The organism is Microbulbifer sp. MCCC 1A16149 (assembly GCF_050368945.1).
Classification (GTDB): domain Bacteria; phylum Pseudomonadota; class Gammaproteobacteria; order Pseudomonadales; family Cellvibrionaceae; genus Microbulbifer.
Genome location: NZ_CP185959.1, coordinates 1225182 through 1242374, shown reverse-complemented (window position 1 = coordinate 1242374; position 17193 = coordinate 1225182). Strand labels below are relative to the sequence as shown.

Sequence of the window (17193 nt, the reverse complement as noted above, 5' to 3'; positions counted from 1 at the left end):
TTTACGACGCAAACAGCCTTCGCCAGCCAAACCAGCCACTGCCCTTTTTCTTTGTCTTGGCACCAGCATCGCCATACTCGTGGAAAAGTTCGATCAGCGCTTCGGCCTCAGCCTCCTGGAATTTTAGGGGCTCGAAGCGCTGGTAGTTACTACTGCGGATAAACTGCTTTACCGCGTCTTCCGCCGGGACATACTTCATCGACCAGTCGGCAAAGAACCGCTTCGATACCGTCTTCAATGACAGAATCGTCACGTCCCGATGTCGCGAATCCGCCGCAATGCGCTGGTAAGCCTGATTGACGGCCTGGCGCTCGCCTTCCAGCGCCTGAAAGAAGTAACCATCGCCGAAATACAGCACGCCACCAATATTGGCATGTGCATTGTTCCTGCGGCTCTGCATCAGGATACGCCCCACGGAAGGTTCAACGCCCTGCTTTACCGGCACAGGTTCAAAGGCGGCACGGCTGGCATAGACCAGCCGGATAAGTTCGCTCATAGTTCGGCCCAATTTATTCGAGATGTATTCGCCCTTACTACGCCGCCAACTGGATCCTGGATCAGTTTTAAATACCGACCGCGCTTGGGCGGCTAGCCATCAAACCCATCCCAGTACGGCGGATCACCAAAGTAACTGCTGATAAAATCGATAAACACCCGAAGCTTGGTGGCCAGCAGTTTCCTGTGGGGATATACCGCATACAGTGCCAGCGGCTCGGGTTCAAACTCCTGCAGGATGATTTGCAGCTTACCCGCTTTGATCGCTTCGCCCGCAATAAAAGTGGGCTGTAATACATAACCCTGTCCGGCAATAGCGGCCTGCATAAGGATTTCACCGTTATTGCACGCGATACCCGCCGCACCAACAGGCTGGCTTCTTTTCAGCGCGGTCATCAGCCGGGAATCCCCCCGGCTCGACTCCATATAGCTGTAGCGCAGGTAGTGTTCCGGATTTAAGTCTTCCGGGGTCTCCGGTACGCCCTCCCGCGCCAGGTATTCAGGGGATGCACATACCACCAGGCGTATTGGCGCCAGCCGCCGGGCGATCAGCGAAGAGCTTTTCAAGTTGCCGATACGCAGCGCCAGATCAAACCCCTCCTCCACCACATCTACCTTGCGGTCATTAAGCTGCAGTTCGATGCCTACTGACGGGTGGTCTTGTTTAAATTCCCCAATCAGCGGTGCCAGGTGGCGTGTGGCAAAAGTGACCGGGGCGCTGATGCGCAGCAGTCCCTGGGCTTCGCTCTGCATCTGTCCCAGTTGGCTCTCCATGTCTGTGAGGCTTTCCAGGATCTGCGCGGCGAACTGGTAGCACTGCTCTCCCTCCTCTGTCAGATGCACCCGCCGCGTGGTGCGGTTGAACAGGCGCACCTTCAGGTGTTCTTCGAGCTGTGACACGTACTTGCTGACCAGCTGGTTCGACAGCTCCAACTTGTCTGCGGCCTTTTTAAAGCCCCCTTCGTCAGCGACCGCCACAAAGGCGTTCAGCGCGGTAATCCGGTCCATAGCAGCATAACCAACCATATTGCCAACAATATGTTGATAGTAGACCAACAAACTGCACGTTTATACCCCACCACGTTGCCATTAAACTGATTTCCAAGCTGGTGAGGTTTGTACACCAAGCCCAAACCCAACAACTCGGAGAACGGTTATGACTACGCAAGTGATCAACAAGGTTTTGAACTCTAACGCTGGACTGGGCGCGCTCGCCCTGCGTTTACCGGTGGGGATCATCCTCGCCGCCCACGGCGCCCAGAAACTGTTTGGCTGGTTCGGCGGATACGGGCTGGAAGGCACCGGCCAATGGATGGCAAGCATCGGCCTGGCGCCCGGATACCTGATGGCCCTGCTGGCCGGCAGTGCGGAATTCTTTGGTGGCCTCGCCCTGATACTCGGCCTGCTTACCCGCCCGGCCGCTGCGGTAAGTGCCGTCACCATGCTGGTGGCGATCTTCAGCGCCCATATCAGCAACGGCTTCTTCCTGACCAACAACGGCTATGAATATGCTCTGGCCCTGTTCGGGGCGACCTTGGCCCTGGCCATCCAGGGTGGCGGCGCTTTCTCGGTGGATAACGGCCTGAGCAACCTCCTGGCCGACGATCGCGATCTGCAAGTGGCGCAAGCCACAGGCCACACTGCCTGATAGCAAACGTTGACAATCCCCTCTTGCGCCCCCAGCCGGGGGCGCACACATATCGAGAAGTGGTGACAGCATGTTAGTAAATGGCGTTTGGCAGGAAAATTGGCAACCGGTGCAACAGGAAGACGACGATGGCCGCTTTATTCGGCAGACGTCATCCTTTCGCAACTGGGTGACCGCTGACGGCTCAGCCGGTGTCACGGGCCGAGCAGGCTTCAAGGCAGAGGCCGGCCGCTACCATCTGTACGTGGCCTACATCTGCCCCTGGGCGAGCCGCGCCCTGATGGCGCGTCAATTGAAGGGCCTGACGGAGGTCATCAGTGTGTCGGTGGTCAACCCGGTGCTTACCGATCAGGGTTGGGCGTTCGGCGGCTTTAGTGGCGCCGACGAGGACACACTGAATGGCGCGCACTACATGCATCAACTCTACACCCGCGCCGATCCCAACTTTACCGGGCGCGCCACGGTACCGGTGCTGTGGGACAAGCACACCGGGACCATCGTCAACAATGAGTCCGCTGATATCGTGCGTATGCTCAACAGCGCCTTCAGCCATCTGGGTAACCACGGACCCGACCTCTACCCCGCCGTACTGGCAGAGGATATCGACGCGTTAAACGGTTACCTTTACGAAAACCTGAACAACGGCGTTTACCAGGCCGGCTTTGCGACTACCCAATTTGCCTATAAAGAGGCGTATAACCGTGTATTCGCCACACTGGATGAGCTGGAATCGCGACTCGCCGACGGCCGACAATTTTTGTTCGGCGATGACCTCACCGAATCCGATATCCGCCTGTTTGTCACGCTGGTGCGATTTGATGCTGCGTATTTCGGCCTGTTCAAGTGCAATCGCAATACGCTCAAGGAAATGCCAAACCTGCACCGCTATATGCACCGGGTGCTCGAATTAGAGGGCGTACAGGAAACGGTGAAGCTGGCGCATATCAAGGCGGGCTACTATTCGATCAAAGCGCTCAATCCCACAGGGATTGTTCCGGAGGGGCCGCGCCGTATTTGATGGAACCTGGAGAACTGTTCCGCAGGGACTTCACGGAAGAACGGGTGCTAAGGGGATACTGTCGCGCTATAGTCAGGACACATTCACCCTAAACATCCGCGGGATAGTCTATGGAATTTCTGATCCTCCTCATCGTTGTGGTGGCAATCCTGGTGCTGCCACTGAAAATGGCCGCCGGCATGCTGGGAGCGCGTAATACTGGGGTTTTCTCCTGTCTGTTTGCCCTGCTGCTGGCAGTAATCATCCAACATTTCGTCGGAGGGATGATTCCCGGCGTCACTGAAGAGCTCGGCCTGCTGATCACCATCCCCCTCGCCGCCATCGCCTATATGCTGGTGCTGGGAACCGGGTTTCTTAAAGGCATTCTGATCGCAATTATTCAGGGCCTTCTCACCATTGCACTTACCCTGTTACTCGGTGGCGTTGTGGCAGCGATCTGATTCGCTGCCACGGGGCACTATGATCTACCGGCTTTGCACTCTCCGGATCCCTCGCCCCTTCAGAATTGCATCACCTCTTCCTCTTCGTCCTCTATGGACTCCAGAGACAACGACAGGCCGCCGCCGGATTTTGTGCTGCCGCTGCTTTCCCCTTCTGCTTCCGCGGCCACCACTTTTGGTTTCTTGCCTTCTTCATACATCTTGATCCGCAAACGCAGGTTATTGGCAGAGTCCGCGTTCTTGATCGCCTCGTCGTGGCTGATACGGCCTTCCACGTAGAGTTTGAACAGCGCGCCGTCAAACGTCTGCATACCGAGGTTTTCTGACTTTTCCATCATTTCTTTGATGTTGTGGAACTCGCCTTTCAGGATCAGCTCGTTGATGGTCTGTGTTCCCAGCAGGATCTCGACGGCGGCACAGCGCTTGCCGTCCACCGTGGGCACCAGGCGCTGGGATACGAAGGCGCGGATATTCTGCGACAGTGACATCAGCAGTTGTGGGCGACGCTCTTCAGGGAAAAAGTTTACGATCCGGTCGAGGGCCTGGTTGGCGTTGTTGGCATGCAGGGTGGAAATTGCCAGGTGGCCGGTTTCGGCAAAGGCGATGGCGTGCTCCATAGTCTCGCGATCGCGGATCTCGCCGATCAGTATCACATCCGGTGCCTGGCGCAGGGTATTCTTCAGCGCGGCATGGAAGCTGCGGGTGTCCACACCTACCTCGCGCTGGTTGATCACGCTCTTCTTGTGTCGGTGCACATACTCCACCGGGTCTTCGATGGTGATGATGTGGCCACCGCTGTTGGTATTGCGGTGATCGATCAGCGCTGCCAGCGAGGTGGATTTACCGGAGCCGGTCCCCCCCACAAACAGCACCAGGCCACGCTTGGCCATCACCACGTCCTTTAGGATCGGCGGCAGCTTGAGGTCATCAAACTTGGGAATCTCGGTGACGATATTTCGCGCAACAATGGAGACCTGATTGCGTTGCCAGAAAATATTGATCCGGAAGCGACCCACATTGGGGATGGTCATCGCCAGATTCATTTCCAGCTCGCGCTTGAACTCATCGCGCTGCTCGTCATCCATGATATCCATGGCGATCTTTTCGATCTCCCCGGGGCCAAGGGGCTCTTTACTAAGGGGTTTCAGTACCCCCTGGAACTTGGCACAGGGCGGCGCGCCGGTGCTCAAATAGAGATCAGAGCCATCATTTTTGGCGAGTACACGGAGATAACCGGTAAAATCCATTGATACAGTTCCTGCTGGCGCGAAAATCATCGAGCGCAAAGCTTATCGAAAACTGTGACATGCGGCAAAGAAAAACACTGTGAATGTGAAGCGGAGCAGGGAGCGAAGAATGATACGAAACGCGCATATAGAAGATGCTCAAAATATCGCGTCGATATACAACCACTATGTCAAACATACCTGTATTACCTTCGAAATAGAGCCGGTATCTGCTGACGAGATAGCGCGCCGTATCGAAGAATGTGGCAGCAATGCACTGCCGTGGCTGGTGGCCAAAAACGATGGCCAGTTAATTGGTTACTGCTACGCAACGAAATGGAAAAGCCGCAACGCGTACAGATATTCAGTGGAAGCCACCGTCTACCTGGATCCGAACGCTACCGCTAAAGGTTGGGGTTCCGCACTGTATCAGGCGTTACTTGGACAACTAAAGTCGCGCGGCATTCACGCGGTGATCTGCGGTATCGCACTGCCGAATGCAGCGAGTGTGGCGCTGCACGAGAAATTTGGTATGCAGAAAGTGGCACACTTCAAAGAAGTGGGGCGAAAGTTCGATCAGTGGGTAGATGTGGGTTACTGGCAGTGCCTACTGCAATCTTGAGGTCGTTTGCACGAACAGCTTGGCCCGATGCGGGCCTGGTCGACACTTCAACAAGACAGCAAAACTGGTTAATTTTTACCCAAAACAGAGTTCAGCGTCTATTCAGTTTCAACTGGTACGATAGTGCATTAGAAGAATTCAATCCGGGCGCCACCCCTCCGCGTCGATTGCCGTGATCGCACAGATGTACCCCCAATGAAAAGAAGACTGCTATTACTCCATATAACTGCGATCATCACCACCGCCGGATGCAGCATGGCTCCCTACCAGCATTCGCCGCAAGACACGCCCCGCGCCTCACAAGAACACCCTCTCCCCCAAGCCAAACGCCCTCAATCCAAGCCCAAACCATCCCCCTCGCCCTCTGAGTTAGTCAAAACACGCCTCTACAAGCAGTATCAAGAGTGGAAGGGCACCCGGTATCAATTCGGGGGTATGAGCAAGCGCGGCATCGATTGCTCGGCACTGGTATTGCTCACCTACCGCGATCACATGGGCATCCAGCTTCCCCGTACCACCAGATACCAGGCCCAGGCCGGCAAGGCCATCAAACGCAACCAGCTGCGCACGGGAGACCTGGTGTTCTTCAAGACCGGTCGCCGGGGTCGGCATGTGGGGATATATATCGAGAATGGGCAGTTCCTTCACGCCTCTGTTTCCAGGGGCGTGACCATTTCCCACTTATCGGAACACTACTGGAACAGTCGCTACTGGCGCGCGCGCAGGCTGGATATAGATGGTCGTAGTTAACCTCCGCCCCAGTCAGAAGCGAATTTGCGCTCGCACCGCACCAACAGTTACATCGGGGCGTCCCTGCTCGTGCGGCTTAACCCTTTGCAGGTCAGCGGTAATACGCAGCCAGGGTGTTACGTGCAGATTGTAGAAAATTTCTACGCCCTGTTCGTCACGGATGAAAAAGGTAGGATCGAATGGAATGGTATTGCCGATGATTGCCAGCCCATCGACCAGTTTTTTGCTCAAACCGTATTTAAAATAACCGACTCCCCACCGGTCTTGCGGTCGGTCAGGATGCAGCCCCTGACCGCCCAGACCAACCAGGAAATGCCATTTAAGCGGGTTGGGATTGCCATCGGATGCAGCCGCTTCTAAAAAAAGCCCCCAACCGGCATCCGGATTACCTGGCGTGTGGTAGAGATATTGCTGCGCAGCGGCGCTTAAATACCAGTAGCCTTTTTTCGCCAGCAGAGATTCAGACTCGGGCGGAAGATCAAGCAGGGCCGGTATCAAATTAAGGTCAAACCCCGATTTTGAGCTGTAGACGCCGCGCACACTGTAGAAACCCTTGTTGTCCGCGACTTTCACCGGGAACGTCGCCGAGATACTGGTGGTTGTGCCTTCCGAAAAAGGGTTTTTGATGACCTCCTGATCCTGTGAATTGCGCGGATCGTAGACCATGAGTGTGAAGGCTGCGTGCTCGGTTTTGTGCGCGCCAATAAAGCCAAATAGGTATGGCGGCGTCACGCCACTAATCGGAGCAGCGAGCCCGATATTCATGAACGTATCGAGGCCACCACCGCCGGCGAGAGGTTTTTTGGCGGCGAAGCTCAACATATTGAACTTGCCAAAGCTTAACGATGTACTGTCCCCGAATTGCTGTCTCAGCGTAAGTGCCGTTTCACTATCGCTCCCCCCCAGTCGCGGATAGGCGAGCGCCGTATTGAACGGAAACAGCTCTCCATTCCCCGGGTTGTTGGCATCTTCCCCGTAAATCCATTCCTGGTGCACATTGACAGAAAAGCCGCGCCACAATCCCAGCTTCGACATATCAAGATTTACGATCAGGTCTCCCTTGCCGCCGTACTGCCAACTTTTACTGCCATCACCATCGAGGACGCCCTGGGAAAACTGTGTGAGCCTGGCATCGATGTTTACCCCGCGATCTCGCAAGGTTTGCCTCGCCCCGCCGGGACAGTCGAACAAGGCTGGACGAGAGCAAAGAGACGTCCCGTTGTCGGCTTGGTCAACGTTTTGCGCAAAAACCTCCGGCAAAAAGACAATGCAGGTAACCATGGTTACTGCAATTACCCGCTTTAAACTCCGTCCCATAGCAGCCTCTCGCGCACTTACCCTTGATTAGCTCAACAGCTTAACTGGTAGCATCCCGGACAGAGTGTAGTCAGTTTTCGCGCTATGGGTTTCGACGCAGCGGTGGGCACCTTGGAACCTGACGGCGCCAGTCCGTCAGAGCCCGCTAACTGATTGCCAGTGGGGCGCTGTCAGCTGCCTGCTCCACCACCTTTTCGGGTGCAATCAGACTGACAATCTGCCAATCCTCCTTGAGCGCAATATCGTGTGAAACGGTGTAAATATGCACTCTGCCCTGGGGGTCTAAGGCGTAAAGCTTTGTCGCACGATTGCCGTAGGTTTCCTTGTAATCGTCAAAAGTGAAAGCCTCGGTAATGCGTGTTGTCCTTATGGTTGCGCCTCTCGCTACCAGGCTGGCGATGCGGCTATAGGTGGCATTCTCTGAAAACAGCGCCAGCTTCTTCGCGTAGTCATCCGAAACCCGGTGGCTGGCCCGCCCCTCCTGGCCGCCATGGCTCAACCCCAGCACCGCCCCTTCGCCAAGCACATGTTCGAAGTGATAAGTGACCAGCGGATTCAACTGCTTGTAAGGCGACAGGACGAGAACCTTGCCAATGGTTGAAAGGTCCATGGTCAGGCTCGCGTGTTCCGAGATCGGGTTGCCGTAATAAGTGGGGATATTTTCCATGCGCGCCTCGCTTATGGCATCCCAGTTGGTATCGGCAATCCTGACCGGAATATCCTTTTCCATCAGATCTTTCGCCAGCATGCGCGCAAACTTACTGCCCCCAAATATCAGGAACCCATTGGGATAAGGGGCGCGCACCCCGAGCAACTTGGCGATCGGCTTGGAAGTCAGGCTTTGCAGGACGACAGTGGCAATGATCACCAGAAAGACCATCGGTACCAGCAGTTCCGATTTTGGCAATCCGAAGGGTTCCAGTTTCAGGGCAAACAGCGCGGATACCGCAGCGGCAACGATACCCCGCGGGGCGATCCAGCTGAGCATTGCCAGCTCGCGCCAGTTGAGACCAGAACCCGGAGAAGACAGAAATACAGAGAGCGGCCTGGCGACAAACATAATCGCCGCGAGCACCAGCAGCGCGCCCCACCCCAGCTGTGCCAGGGTGAAGAATTCCACCCGCGCTGCCAACAGAATAAACAGCGCGGAAATCAGCAATACGCTGAGGGTTTCCTTGAACTCGAGAATATCGTCGACGTCCAGGTTCTTCATATTGGCCATCCAGATACCCATCACGGTTACCGTGAGCAGGCCGGATTCGTGGGCCATCAGATCGGATGCGGCGTAGGCGCCCAGCATCAGGGTGAGGACGGCGGTATTGCGCAGGTAGTGCGGTACCCAGTTGTTCCGGAGCAGCGTGCCAAGGAAGTAGCCCATCAGCGAACCCAGGCCAAAACCGATGGCCACAACCTTCAGCAGTATGACCAGGGTGTGCTCGACGGCATTTTGCGACGCCACGATGTACTCGTACACCAGCACCGCAAGCAGCGCTCCGATGGGATCAATAACAATGCCTTCCCAGCGCAGAATATTGGAAATACGGGTGTTGGGGCGCACCGAGCGCAACATGGGAACGATCACCGTTGGCCCGGTTACGGTGACAATGGCGCCAAATAGCGCCGCGAGATGCAGGGGCATGCCGAGCACATAATGAGCGGCCGGTGTGGCGATTACCCAGGTTACCAGGGCGCCCAGTGTGCACAGGTTGCGCACCATGGTGCCGTGCCCGGCGATATCGGAAAACTTGAGGGTAAGCGCCCCCTCAAACAGGATGATGGCCACCGCCAGCGATACGAGCGGGAACAGTAGATCGCCAAACAGCGCGTCGGGATCGAGCACCCCGGTCATCGGCCCCAGTACAATCCCCGCCAGCAGCAGCGGCAGGATCGCCGGCAACTTGAGCATAAACGCCAGATACTGGCACGCAATCGACACGATCCCCACCATTACTAACAGGGCCATTGGGTTCGATATCAGTTCTTGCATAGAGATGGCTTGCCGATTGAGATAATTATTCGAGCGCTGATGCTAAGTTAACGAATCGTCTCCGGAATTCAATGACTCATAATTACACGAGGGAACGGACGGCTATCGGTTCTGTACAATCCCGTATAAAGTGAATACCGGTGTAGAGAGCCCCCTGGAACCCGGGAGGCAGCAATGGCGCCAAATCACTTCCGTGCCAGCCGCTTGCACCACCAGCCAAGATTTACCAAAAGGGCAAACCATGAGCGCACAAGAACTACAGGCAATTCTCGAACTGGATTGCGAAGCCCGTTACGAATACTTTCTGGATGTCACCGGAGAAGAGCGTGAAGTCTGGATTCTGATCAACAGCGATGAGCACTTCCTGAAACTGCATTCCGACGAACAGGGCGGCTTCGAGTACCTGCCCCTGTGGCCGTCACAGGCATTCGCCGAGGCCTATGCCGAGGGAGAGAGCGATCTCACCACCCGCAGTATTCCCCTGCCCCAGTTCCTCAATCGCTGGCTGCCGGGACTGGATAAAGACGGAATCGAAGTAGGCGTGTTTCCGGGAGCCGACAACAGCGTGTGGATCACCGATTCAAAGGATCTCGAGCAGGATCTGCGCGACGAACTGGACCGGTTTTAAGCCACCCCATTGCCGACACCGGTGGTCTGCGGACTAGAGTATTACCAAGCGATGCAAGGAAGCCTGCTGGTATGAACAGAAAGAGCTACATTATTGTAGGAATCTCCGCCTTCGCACTCTCCTGTCTGGTAGCGTGCGATGGCATCCCACAGGGCGGCAGTGGCAAAGGCAAGCCCGTCGACATGCCAAACCCCGCTGCGGAACACTGTGCGGAAATGGGCGGTATTCCAAAGACCAGGACACTGCCCTCCGGAGACCAGGTCGCCACCTGTATCTCACCGGATGGCGAAGAATGCGATGCCTGGATTCTGATGAAGGAAAAGCGCTGCGAAGCGGTGGACACTACGCAATAGTACCGGGCTCTGCCTCGGCCAATTGCCCGGATCTTCCGCAGAAAAAGTGATACTGGTTGCGGCCGTGATTTTTCGCCATGTACAGCGCCGTATCGGCGTTGTCGATCAAGCGCTCCGGGCTCGCCGGATATCCCCCGTGTATGCCCTCCACGGTAGTTCCGCCGATACTGGCGGTAACAATACCTTTCCCATCGTTTCTACCCTGGTGAGGAATGGCACACTCCCGAATAGCCTGCTGCAGCCGCTCGACGGTAACCGCAAGTTCAGCCTTGTCGGTACCCGGTAACAGCAGCGCGAACTCCTCCCCACCGTAACGCGCCAGCAGTTCGCCGCTGCGGCGAACGCATCCGGCAATGGCATCACTCACCAGGCGCAGGCAGTGATCCCCGGCAACATGCCCGTAGTGATCGTTGTACGCCTTGAAGTGATCGATATCCAGCAATAGCAGTGACAGCGGCTGATCGCGCCGTGCAGCGCGGTCGAGCTCTTTTTGCAGGGTTTCATCGAAATGCCGTCGGTTAGCGAGGCCGGTAAGACCGTCCTGCTCGGAAAGTTCCCGCAGGCGGATATTCAACTCTATCGAGCGTACGATGGAACGATATACCGGTGCCGACGCCAGCAAGATCACCACGCCGTACAGTACTATTGCGGCCGCGAGGATTTGCATGCGCTCACTTCCATCGAGCACCAGCAGCACGGCGCCCGGCACCACCACCGGGATAAAAAATGCCAGCAGCGTCTTCGGTTCCGCCGCATACCCCACGACCGCACAGGCGCTCAACCCCATCACCCACAGGCATACCACTGACAAATAAAACGGGTCTCCCGCTGGAACAAAAGCAACCCAGGCGACCCCGTAAAGCAGTCCCTGTAGTGCCGACATGGCGGCAAAGTAATACCCCCAACGCCGGCACTGGGCGACATCTTTTTCGTTCTTGCGGTAGTGACAGTAAAGCGGCACCCGTATTACTGCCACCAGAATCACGGCCGCGAGCCACACCAGGAGCGGTAACGGGTGGGCAACGTCCCAGAAATTGGCAACCAGCAAGGCGCCGGCGATCGGGTGGCTGATAGAAAGTGTCCAGGTGTGTCGGTACACACTGGCAATTTTTTGGGCTCGGACTTGTTGTGCGAGGGTTGGCTTTTGCGTGTTCATTTTTTTATTTTTTTGGGAGGGGGTGGAGATGAGGAAGGGGTTGGCTTCGTTGCACTTGTGAAGCTAATTCAAAAACCGGGAGGGATTGACTCAAAACACGCTAGTGCATGTTTTGCCCCTGCGGGCTCGGCTTCGCCTCGGTCTCAACTCGCTTTGGCGAGTTGATCGAACCCCGCGAGGGTTCTCACCCGACCTCATCGTCGTTAAACAAAAAAGCCCGGCTTTTAGCCGGGCTTTTTTGTTTAATGGCGGTGAGGGAGGGATTCGAACCCTCGATGCCTTTCGACATACACACTTTCCAGGCGTGCTCCTTCGGCCACTCGGACACCTCACCGAAACTGATTGTTGCGTTGTTTGTGAATTGTTTAGCGAGCCTCATCCGCACGCCTGCGGGCTCGTCGGCGTTTTGCCTTGCTAATCAGTAACATAGCTCCCGATCAGCGAGCGCGAACTTTACAGAAAGGCAGCGGCGGGTGCAAGTGCATTTCGCAAAAAATCCCGCCAGCCGCACATCCGGGTTTGACTCACTCGCCGGTCCAGTCGGCAAAAAAGTCCGCTACAGCCAGGTCTGGTGCCGGTCTCGGGGGCTTTTGTGGGGTGCCCATATAGATGAAGCCGCTGATCTCTTCATTTTCAGCGAGGCCGAGGCCTTCGGCGACCGCCCGGTTCTCGGCCAGCGCGCCGGTGCGCCAGTATGCGCCGACGCCCTCGGCAAAGGCAGCGGTCAGCATGGCCTGTACCGCACCGGCGGTAGACATGCGCTGCTCGTTGTAAGGTACCTTGGGATGCTCTTGCAGGCGAGTGATTGCAACTACCACCAGCGGTGCTCGCAGGGGCATGGCCAGGGTGCGTTCGCGCTGGGCTTCGCTGAGGGGCTCGCCAGACTGACTGGCCTCGAGATAAATCTCCCCCATGCGGGCGCGCGCCTCGCCCTCTACCACCAGAAAGCGCCAGGGGCGCAGGTTGCCATGATCGGCGGCGCGCAGGGCTGAGCGGAAAATGGCCTCCCGCTGCTGACTATTCGGTGCTGGTTCGCCCAAAACCCCAATTGATACCCGGTTGTGCAGTGCCTCCAGCGCGTCCATCCATTGCCTCCTGATATTGAACGGTACGAAATAACTCCCCCGAGGGGGACGGGGATTCTACCCCAAATGTGTTAGCTGCAAATGCTGTACGAACGTACCACTTAGAACCTTATCCTCAAATGCCGTCGCTTTCACTGCGGCAAGAGGTTAAACTTTGCGCCTGTCAGTGATCCAGGCCTCGTTATAATGAAAAAAGCTGAGGCTCTGGCGGTACTTCCCTTCGCACGGCAATAGAAGTTGATGTCCGCCAGTAATTGACGGGGACGAGATGAGAACAAAATGCTCCCGGATCAATACAGTTATCGATAAGACCCGCGTTCATGCAGAATCAGCCAGAAGAAACCCGCGGCCGCCAGCAAGATTCCCGGTATCCGCTCTATTTCCGCGCCCTGATCTGTTTTGCAGCTTCCGGCACGCTGCTCAACAGCATCAACTGGTCGGCGCTTATCACCCAGAGCACCTTGTTGCAGCTGGCGATGGCAGCGCTGCTGTTGGCGTACATCCCTGTTGCACACCAGATTTCCCGCCGCAGCGTACCGGAAACCGCTGAACAGGTTCGCCGCTGGCTCTCCTTTACCGACGCCCTCCTGATCGGCATGGCTATGGCCATGGCCAATTTCAGCCTGCTGCCCAGCCTGCTGTTTTTGACCATGATCCAGTTCAATGCCCTCACCCAGGGCGGCGGCCGCTGCTGGTTTGAACACAACACCGCCATGCTAATGGGCGTAGGCCTCGGCTATGTAGTGCACCGCCCTGCGTTGGTGGTCAATGCCGATCTCAATATCAGCGCTGCCAGCCTGATCGGGGTGTTTACTTACTTCTGCTGTTACGCCTTCTACACCCACAAACAGCTTGCGCGCCTTAGGGAGCAAAACCAGAAGCTGGAAAAAGAACAGCGCATAGCCAACCTGGCCAGCTACAAGCTCTCCCGCTACCTGCCCAAACGCCTGTGGCGCGCGGTGACGACAGGCAAGGACAAAGAGATCGTCACCGAGCGCAAGTTGCTCACGGTATTTTTCTCCGACATCAAGGACTTCAGCCAGCTCACCGAAGAGATGGAGGCGGAAACCCTCACCGGCCTGTTGAATAACTACCTCACTGAAATGTCGCGCATCGTGGCCCACTACGGCGGAACCATCGACAAATTTATCGGCGACGCGGTGATGGTGGTATTCGGGGATGACCAGAGCAAGGGCCCCAAATCCGACGCGCTGCGCTGCGTAGCCATGGCGCTGGCAATGCGCAAACGCGTGCGGGAGATGATGCAGGAATGGTACGACCAGGGGATCTCCCACCCGCTGCAGATCCGTATGGGCATCAATACCGGCTACTGCACGGTCGGGGTGTTCGGCACTGCAGACCACCAGACTTACACGGTGATGGGTACCCACGTGAACCTGGCGGCCCGCCTGGAAAGCGCTGCGGAGCCGGGCGAGGTACTGATTAGCCACGAAACCTGGGCGATGATCAAACAGACGGTCATGTGCCGCGACAAGGGCCACGTTAGCGTGAAAGGATTCAGCACTCCGGTGAAGGTGTACTCGGTGACCGACCTGCGCAAGAACCTCGGCGGCCAGCAGAGCTACCTGGAAGAACATGCTCCCGGATTCGCCATGCATCTGGATCTGGACAAGGTGCGCAACTACGACAAGGAAAAAGTGCTGCAGGCCCTGCAAAAGGCGCAGGCACGCCTCAAGAGCAAGGTCATCATCTAGATATCCGGTACAGTAAGGCGCGGCTTACTGCCGCGCAAACCTTCCCGGAAACTCAATCTCACCCGCAGACGTCCGCAGCGGGTTGATATCCAGCCCTCCGCGACGGGTATAGCGGGCGCACACCGTCAGCTTCTCGAAGTCCGCGAGCTTCTGCAGGTCGCAATACATCCGCTCCACACAGTGCTCGTGAAAATCCTGATGCTCGCGGAATGAAATGATGTATGCGAGCAACCCCTGCCTTTCCAGCGCCGGCCCCCGGTAATCAATGGAAACCGTTGCCCAGTCAGGCTGCCCGGTGACGGGGCAGTTACTGCGCAAGAGGTGGCTGTAGAGCACCTCCTCTACGACGTCATTGCCCTCGCGCAACTTCAGCAGCTCCGCATCCGGCTGATAGGTCTGCACCTGGATATCCAGCTGGTCAATACAGGTTCCGACCGGCTTGTGCACATCCAGCGCTGCGTCTTCAACGTCGTATAACGTTACTGCCACGTCGCTGCCCGCAGCGGCACTGAGGTCTTTCTCGAGTACTGCGCGCACGTCATCGGCAGTACCAAACTGACTCTGGTTAAAGGAGTTCAGGTATAGCTTGAAGGACTTTGACTCGATCATGAACGGACTGCTGGCGGCGAACCGGAAGCGCGCCACCGCTACCTGCGGCACGCCTTTCGGGTTCAGCCACGACAATTCAAAGCCCCACCATTCATCCGCACCACTGAACGGCAGCGCGTCCTCCTCCAACCCCAACTGGGCCCGGGATACCGAGCGCGGGATCGGATGCAACAGGGAGGGGTTATAGCTGGATTCGTAGCGGGTCTCCTGCCCCAGGGGCAGGTTTTGCCAGTCTTCTCGATTCATGTGTTGACTCACGCATTTGTTCGCCTGCCATGCAGGCGAACCATCAATATTCAATCAGTGCCGCAGGCGTTTGCCGTGACGCATCAAGTGCAGCGCCCAGGCGGACAGTGCAGCGATAAACACCAGCACACCTGCGAATGCCCAGCCCACGCTGATATCGGACACGCCGAGCACACCGTAACGGAAGGCGTTGACCATATAGAGAATGGGGTTCAGCTTGGACAGCCCCTGCCAGAAGGGCGACAACAGCTCGATGGAATAAAACACCCCACCGAGATAGGTCAGCGGCGTCAGTACAAAGGTGGGGATAATAGAGATATCGTCAAAGCTGTTGGCAAAAATCGCATTAATAAACCCGGCCAGCGCGAACAGCACCGAGGTCAGGAATACGATCAGCACCGTCAGCCCGATATGCTGGACCGTCAGCGAAGTGAAAACCAGAGCGATCAGAGTAACCACCAGCCCAACGATCAGCCCGCGGGCAACACCGCCGAGTACATAGCCCGCCATCACCACCCAGTTGGGCGTGGGTGATACCAGCAATTCCTCCACACTGCGCTGAAACTTGGCACTGTAGAAGGATGACACCACATTGCCATAAGAGTTGGTAATCACGGCCATCATGATCAGACCGGGCACCACAAACTCCATATAGGAATAACCGCCCATTTCACCGATACGGCTGCCAATCAGGGAGCCGAATATCACGAAATACAGCGACATGGTGATGACTGGCGGCACCAGGGTCTGCGGCCAGATACGGATAAAACGACGCACTTCCCGGCGAAAAATGGTCGAGAAGGCGGTCCAGATTAATTGCAGGCTCATAACTACCCCTCCTCTCCATCGGCTTTCTGTTTCTTGTTCTCAGTGAGCAGGGAGACAAACAGCTCCTCCAGCCGGTTGGCGCGGTTGCGCATGCTGGTCACGGCAATGTTCTGCGCGCTCAGCAGGGTAAACAGGTCACTCAGTGACTGCCCCTTTTCCACAGTCACCTCCAGACTGTGCTCGTCCACCAGCCGCCCATCAAACTCGCCGAAGTCCGGCGCCTCGCCGAGTGACTCGCGCACATCGAGAATAAATACTTCCCGGCTGAGGGTTTTGATCAGGGACTTGATCGAGGTGTTTTCCACAATATCGCCCTGGTCAATGATGGCGATATTGCGACACAGGCTCTCCGCCTCTTCCAGATAATGGGTGGTGAGGATGATAGTGGTGCCCTGCTTGTTGATCTCCTGCAGGAATTCCCACATGGAGCGGCGCAGCTCGATATCCACACCTGCGGTGGGCTCATCCAGAATCAACAGCCTGGGCTCATGGATGAGTGCGCGGGCAATCATCAGGCGCCGCTTCATACCGCCGGACAACATCCGCGCCTGGGTGTTGCGCTTGTCCCACAGCCCCAGCTTGCGCAGGTACTTCTCCGTACGCTCTTCCGCCAGACTGCGCGGCATACCGTAGAAGCCGCCCTGGGTGCAGACAATGTCGAAGACCTTCTCAAACTGGCTGAAGTTGAACTCCTGAGGCACAACACCGAGCATCTGCTTGGCCTTGGGGAAGTCCTTGTCGATATCGATCCCAAAGATCGACACCTCCCCGGCGGTCTTGCGCACCAGGGAACACAGGATGCCGATAGTGGTGGATTTGCCGGCGCCATTGGGCCCCAGCAGAGCAAAGAAGTCTCCCGGCTGCACATCAAAGCTAATGCCCTTCAGTGCCTGGAAACCGTTATCGTAGGTTTTTTCGAGATTGCGAATGGACAGTGCAGCTGTCATTACTTCCTCCAGACGGTAAGGGCGCTTATTCAACGCCCTCGCCCCAGATATTGCAACCGCACAGAAATTGGGGATATTTGCCCGGCGCCGAATAGCAGGCATAAAAAAAGCCGCTCAATTGAG

The 17193-nt window shown here is 56.6% G+C and carries 18 protein-coding genes and 1 tRNA gene; 8 read left to right on the top strand and 11 right to left on the bottom strand.

The window, feature by feature from the left end:
• Position 1: 1 nt before the first annotated feature.
• Both ACONT6_RS05185 and ACONT6_RS05180 read right to left on the bottom strand, forming a co-directional pair.
• Complete coding sequence (locus tag ACONT6_RS05185) at positions 2-496, bottom strand: BLUF domain-containing protein (protein ID WP_428820722.1); 495 nt, start codon at positions 494-496, stop codon at positions 2-4.
• A 92-nt stretch (positions 497-588) separates the two neighbouring features.
• Positions 589-1503, bottom strand: a complete 915-nt coding sequence (locus ACONT6_RS05180) for a LysR family transcriptional regulator (protein WP_428820721.1) — start codon at positions 1501-1503, stop codon at positions 589-591.
• Positions 1504-1651: 148 nt separating this feature from the next.
• Between ACONT6_RS05180 and ACONT6_RS05175 the strand changes: the two genes are divergently transcribed.
• The 3 genes from ACONT6_RS05175 to ACONT6_RS05165 all read left to right on the top strand — a co-directional run bounded on the left by ACONT6_RS05175 (position 1652) and on the right by ACONT6_RS05165 (position 3601).
• Positions 1652-2143 carry a DoxX family protein gene (locus ACONT6_RS05175; RefSeq protein WP_428820720.1) on the top strand — a complete coding sequence of 164 codons (492 nt, stop codon included), beginning with the start codon at positions 1652-1654 and terminating at the stop codon, positions 2141-2143.
• A 70-nt stretch (positions 2144-2213) separates the two neighbouring features.
• Complete coding sequence (locus ACONT6_RS05170; RefSeq protein ID WP_428820719.1) at positions 2214-3161, top strand: glutathione S-transferase family protein; 948 nt, start codon at positions 2214-2216, stop codon at positions 3159-3161.
• Positions 3162-3271: 110 nt separating this feature from the next.
• Complete coding sequence (locus ACONT6_RS05165; RefSeq protein WP_428820718.1) at positions 3272-3601, top strand: hypothetical protein; 330 nt, start codon at positions 3272-3274, stop codon at positions 3599-3601.
• Between the two features lie 59 nt (positions 3602-3660).
• On the opposite strand, the gene ACONT6_RS05160 is transcribed toward ACONT6_RS05165, so the two are convergent.
• On the bottom strand, positions 3661-4848 hold the full coding sequence (locus ACONT6_RS05160) for a PilT/PilU family type 4a pilus ATPase (protein WP_428820717.1): 1188 nt from the start codon (positions 4846-4848) through the stop codon (positions 3661-3663).
• A 109-nt stretch (positions 4849-4957) separates the two neighbouring features.
• On the opposite strand from ACONT6_RS05160, the gene ACONT6_RS05155 reads away from it, so the two are divergent.
• Positions 4958-5449, top strand: coding sequence for an arsinothricin resistance N-acetyltransferase ArsN1 family B (locus ACONT6_RS05155; protein WP_428820716.1), 492 nt, complete (start codon positions 4958-4960; stop codon positions 5447-5449).
• Positions 5450-5644: 195 nt separating this feature from the next.
• The gene (locus ACONT6_RS05150) at positions 5645-6199 is read left to right on the top strand and encodes an NlpC/P60 family protein (RefSeq protein WP_428820715.1); all 555 of its coding nucleotides are present in this window, start codon (positions 5645-5647) and stop codon (positions 6197-6199) included.
• A gap of 12 nt (positions 6200-6211) precedes the next feature.
• On the opposite strand, the gene ACONT6_RS05145 is transcribed toward ACONT6_RS05150, so the two are convergent.
• Complete coding sequence (locus ACONT6_RS05145) at positions 6212-7516, bottom strand: carbohydrate porin (protein WP_428820714.1); 1305 nt, start codon at positions 7514-7516, stop codon at positions 6212-6214.
• A 145-nt stretch (positions 7517-7661) separates the two neighbouring features.
• Positions 7662-9503: a cation:proton antiporter gene (locus ACONT6_RS05140; protein ID WP_428820713.1), complete on the bottom strand. Its 1842-nt coding sequence runs from the start codon at positions 9501-9503 to the stop codon at positions 7662-7664.
• A gap of 241 nt (positions 9504-9744) precedes the next feature.
• Between ACONT6_RS05140 and ACONT6_RS05135 the strand changes: the two genes are divergently transcribed.
• Both ACONT6_RS05135 and ACONT6_RS05130 read left to right on the top strand, forming a co-directional pair.
• Positions 9745-10131, top strand: a complete 387-nt coding sequence (locus ACONT6_RS05135) for a DUF2750 domain-containing protein (RefSeq protein ID WP_428820712.1) — start codon at positions 9745-9747, stop codon at positions 10129-10131.
• Between the two features lie 71 nt (positions 10132-10202).
• Positions 10203-10484 (top strand): putative hemolysin, encoded by a 282-nt coding sequence (locus ACONT6_RS05130; protein WP_428820711.1) that lies wholly within the window; start codon positions 10203-10205, stop codon positions 10482-10484.
• Here ACONT6_RS05130 and ACONT6_RS05125 read toward each other — a convergent pair.
• From ACONT6_RS05125 to ACONT6_RS05115, 3 genes are all read right to left on the bottom strand, one after another.
• A complete protein-coding gene (locus tag ACONT6_RS05125; protein WP_428820710.1) occupies positions 10474-11640 on the bottom strand; it encodes a GGDEF domain-containing protein in 1167 nt (388 codons plus the stop codon). The genes ACONT6_RS05130 and ACONT6_RS05125 overlap by 11 nt on opposite strands.
• Positions 11641-11886: 246 nt before the next feature.
• Positions 11887-11974, bottom strand: a tRNA-Ser gene (locus ACONT6_RS05120).
• Positions 11975-12164: 190 nt separating this feature from the next.
• Positions 12165-12725, bottom strand: coding sequence for a nitroreductase family protein (locus tag ACONT6_RS05115; RefSeq protein ID WP_428820709.1), 561 nt, complete (start codon positions 12723-12725; stop codon positions 12165-12167).
• 320 nt (positions 12726-13045) lie between these two features.
• Between ACONT6_RS05115 and ACONT6_RS05110 the strand changes: the two genes are divergently transcribed.
• Positions 13046-14440 (top strand): adenylate/guanylate cyclase domain-containing protein, encoded by a 1395-nt coding sequence (locus tag ACONT6_RS05110; RefSeq protein ID WP_181253740.1) that lies wholly within the window; start codon positions 13046-13048, stop codon positions 14438-14440.
• 24 nt (positions 14441-14464) lie between these two features.
• Here ACONT6_RS05110 and queF read toward each other — a convergent pair whose 3' ends face one another.
• Genes queF through ACONT6_RS05095 form a run of 3 tightly spaced genes read right to left on the bottom strand, consistent with a single transcriptional unit; the run spans position 14465 to position 17070 of the window.
• Positions 14465-15295, bottom strand: a complete 831-nt coding sequence (gene queF / locus ACONT6_RS05105) for an NADPH-dependent 7-cyano-7-deazaguanine reductase QueF (RefSeq protein WP_428820708.1) — start codon at positions 15293-15295, stop codon at positions 14465-14467.
• A 54-nt stretch (positions 15296-15349) separates the two neighbouring features.
• Complete coding sequence (locus ACONT6_RS05100; protein WP_428820707.1) at positions 15350-16123, bottom strand: ABC transporter permease; 774 nt, start codon at positions 16121-16123, stop codon at positions 15350-15352.
• Positions 16124-16125: 2 nt separating this feature from the next.
• Entirely contained in the window at positions 16126-17070 is a 945-nt protein-coding gene (locus ACONT6_RS05095) for an ABC transporter ATP-binding protein (RefSeq protein WP_428820706.1), read from the bottom strand.
• Between the last annotated feature and the right edge of the window lie 123 nt (positions 17071-17193).